Origin of the sequence: Nesterenkonia cremea, from assembly GCF_014642675.1 — a bacterium.
Lineage (GTDB): Bacteria > Actinomycetota > Actinomycetes > Actinomycetales > Micrococcaceae > Nesterenkonia > Nesterenkonia cremea.
The window spans coordinates 1-2,329 of the sequence record NZ_BMIS01000029.1 but is presented as its reverse complement, the minus strand read 5'-3'; the positions used below and the strand labels follow the sequence as shown (position 1 = coordinate 2,329).

1 protein-coding gene and 2 pseudogenes are annotated in these 2,329 nt (G+C 64.7%); 2 read left to right on the top strand and 1 reads right to left on the bottom strand.

What is annotated here, in order from left to right; genetic code table 11:
- Nucleotides 1-602, bottom strand: a 602-nt coding sequence (locus IEW85_RS14170) for a helix-turn-helix domain-containing protein (RefSeq protein WP_188687075.1), incomplete at its 3' end; no start/stop codon positions are given.
- Between the two features lie 75 nt (nt 603-677).
- Here IEW85_RS14170 and IEW85_RS14165 point away from each other — a divergent pair.
- A pseudogene (locus IEW85_RS14165) lies at nt 678-884 on the top strand (transposase); the annotation flags it as partial.
- 106 nt (nt 885-990) lie between these two features.
- Nucleotides 991-2,196 (top strand): annotated as a pseudogene (locus tag IEW85_RS14160) (ISL3 family transposase); the annotation flags it as partial.
- Nucleotides 2,197-2,329 lie beyond the last annotated feature (133 nt).

The window sequence follows — 2,329 nt, the reverse complement described above, 5'->3', positions numbered from 1 at the left end:
AGGTAGGTGTAGCCGCCGATCTTGTGGCCCTGCTTCTTCGCGGCGCTCTTCGACCGGCTGGCGGCGCGAGCGGCCTCGGAGTCTCGGCCGTGGGCGAACCAGCCACCGCCCTCGGGGATCCGGCCGGACTTCTTCACATCCAGGTGCACCATCGCCCCAGGTGCGGTGGCGGTGATCGTGCCGGGCTGCCGGTTGGACTCACCGCCCGGGTCGAGGTGGCGGCGCTTATTGATGCCCAGGTGTTTGAACCAGCGGCCCACGGTGCGTGGGTGGATGCCGAAGCCGTGCTCGTGCTCAAGCTCGACGGCGATGCGGGAGGCCGCCCACTTATGCTCCCGGCGCCAGGTCTCGATCAGCTCCACCACCCAGTCCGGGGTGGTATCCGGCGATGCCTGCGGCCGCGACGAGCGATCGTGGAGGCCGTCCTCGCCATGGTGCTGGTAGCGCTGGTGCCATTTCGACAGGCAGGCTCTCGAGACTCCGGCTTCGGCGGCGACGTGGGCCAGGGGACGGCCGTTTTGGATGCGGCCGATGAGGCGGAGGCGTCCTTGCNGAGGAGCAGGTTCTCTTTCGCTGATGACGGTTGTTTCGCGATTACCCATCATGCCGCGAGAGGGCCTGCTCCTCTTCTTCGCTCATCCCATCGGTGCTGTAAACAACGTCAAGCCCCGCAACACCTAGGCCGGACCTTCAAACGCCGCGCCACCGACATCCTTGCCTACTTCGACCGTCCCGGCACATCCAATGGCCCAACTGAAGCGATAAATGGTCGCCTCGAACACCTACGCGGCACCGCCCTGGGGTTCCGGAACCTCACCCACTACATCACCCGGTCCCTGCTGGACACCGGCGGCTTCAGACCCTATCTGGCTCTTCGTATTTGAGGGTGTAGAGGCAGGGACGGGGAGCAGCGGCGTGGCGGTGGCTGGATAAGAGTCGAGGCCTTCCGATGATGGAGGTTCCTACGCCTTCCACTCGAAAGACCTCGACGTGCTCAAGCCTACTTTCACCTGTCCTGACCTCAACAGTTTCTGCCTGCTCGATGCGCTCGGGCTCGTCGTCACCGGCCAGCTGATCCGTTGTGACCGGGCCATCCTGGAATGCCGAGTCGCTGAGGATGATCCGTGGTGCCGGGGCTGCGGCGGCCAAGGCGTGCCCAGAGGCACAGTGATACGGAAGTTGGCGCACCTACCACTGGGGTGGCGGCCCACCGCTCTCTGGGTCCGGGTCCGCCGGTATCGGTGTGCTGACTGTGCCAGGGTCTGGCGGCAAGATACATCCCAGGCTGCGGCCCCGCGGGCGAAGCTGAGCAGGCATGCGGTGCTGTGGGCGCTGAAATCAGTGGTCATCGACAGGATGTCTATCGCTCGGGTTGCGGCCGCCCTGGCTGCTTCGTGGCACACCGTCAACGACGCGGTGCTCACCGCCGGCCGGCAGCTGTTGATTGAGGACCCCACCCGGTTCGACGGGGTGAAAGTCATCGGGGTTGATGAGCACTGCTGGCGCCACACCGGCAAGGGGTCGCACTACGTCACTGTGGTCATCGACCTGACCCCGGTCCGCGCCGGGATCGGGCCTGCCCGGCTGCTGGACATGGTCCCGGGTCGGTCCAAGGCCGTGTTCAAGACCTGGTTGGACGCCCAGACCCAGGGCTTCCGAGAAGGCATTGAGGTGGTGGCCATGGACGGGTTCTCCGGGTTTAAGACCGCCACCAGCGAAGAGCTCCCCGAAGCGGTAGCGGTGATGGATCCCTTCCACGTCGTTGCCTTAGCCGGGGACGCCTTGGATCAAGCCCGCCAGCGGGTTCAGCGTGAGACCACCGGGCACCGCGGGCGATCAGGTGATCCCCTCTACGGGGCACGTAGAACGTTGCGCACCGGGGCGGATCTGCTCACCGATCCTCAGGACCGCAAGCTGACCGCGGTATTCGCCGCCGATGAGCACGTGGAAGTTGAGGCGAGCTGGCGGATCTATCAGAAGATCGTCGCCGCCTACCGGTGCCCGTCGAAGCCCATGGGCAAGCAGATACTCACCGAGGTCATCCACTCCCTGCGTCGCGGGATTCCCGTGAAGCTGGTCGAGTTAAAGAAGCTGGGCCGGACTCTGAACCGACGAGCTGCTGACATCCTGGCCTACTTCGACAGGCCGGGCACATCCAACGGACCCACCGAAGCCGTCGAATGCCGATGTCGGCATTCGACGGCTTATGCCGATGTTTGGATTATGCCGACCTTTTCGGGTTGCCCCTGGTGAGGGCCGAAGGGCGTTGACTCTTGTCGGCATAATTTTGGGATGAGAGTCTGCCTGCTCCTGAAGGAAGGAGCAGGTG